The sequence below is a fragment of the Rhizobacter sp. P3_B12 genome, from assembly GCF_056402895.1.
Genome location: NZ_JBFUGN010001533.1, coordinates 1 through 926, shown reverse-complemented (window position 1 = coordinate 926; position 926 = coordinate 1). Strand labels below are relative to the sequence as shown.

Below are 926 nucleotides of genomic sequence, written 5' to 3'. Positions count from 1 at the left end.
ATCGACACCTTCGTCGGCAGCTCGGGCCGCGTGTTTCCCACCGACATGAAGGCGGCGCCGCTGTTGCGCGCCTGGCTGCAGCGGCTGCGCGCGGCCGGCGTGCGCTTCCACATGCGCCAGCGCTGGCTCGGCTGGGGCGACGACGGCGCGCTGCGCTTCGCATCGGCCAACGGCGAGCATGCCGTGCGCGCCGATGCCGTGCTGCTGGCGCTGGGCGGCGGCAGCTGGTCGCGGCTCGGCTCCGACGGCGCGTGGCTGCCGTGGCTCGCGCAGCGCGCGGTCGACGTGGCGCCGTTGCAGCCGTCGAACTGCGGCTTCGACGTGGCTACAGCGTGGAGCGAGCATTTCCGCAGCCGCTTCGCCGGCGAGCCGTTGAAGTCGGTGGCGATCGCGCTCGACGATGGCTGGCGGCAGCCGGGCGAGTTCGTCGTCACGCAGACCGGCGTCGAAGGCAGCCTGGTGTATGCCGCGTCGGCGCGGCTGCGCGATGCCATCGCCGCGCAGGGCCAGGCGAGCTTCGCGCTCGACCTGCTGCCGGCGCGCCCGCTGGAGTGGGTGGAAACCGAGCTCGCGCACCCGCGCGGGCCGCGCTCGCTGTCGACGCACCTGAAGACGCGCCTCGGCTTGCATGGCGTGAAGGCGAGCCTGCTGCACGAGCTGGTGCCGAAGGCGGAGATGGCCGACGTGCAGCGCCTGGCCGCGCACATCAAGGGCCTGCGCATCGTGCTCGGCGCGGCGCGGCCGATCGACGAGGCGATCAGCAGCGCCGGCGGCGTGCGTGCCGCGGCGCTGGATGACGCGCTGATGCTGCGTGCGCTGCCCGGCGTGTTCGTCGCCGGCGAGATGCTCGACTGGGAAGCGCCGACCGGCGGCTACCTGCTGACCGCGACGATGGCGAGCGCGCGCGTGGCGGCGCAGGGCGCGCT

Annotated in this window: 1 protein-coding gene; it reads left to right on the top strand. The window is 74.3% G+C overall.

The window, feature by feature from the left end; all coding sequences use genetic code 11:
• A partial coding sequence (locus AC1D01_RS36680) for a TIGR03862 family flavoprotein (protein WP_477874724.1) occupies positions 1 to 926 on the top strand: 926 nt, incomplete at both ends.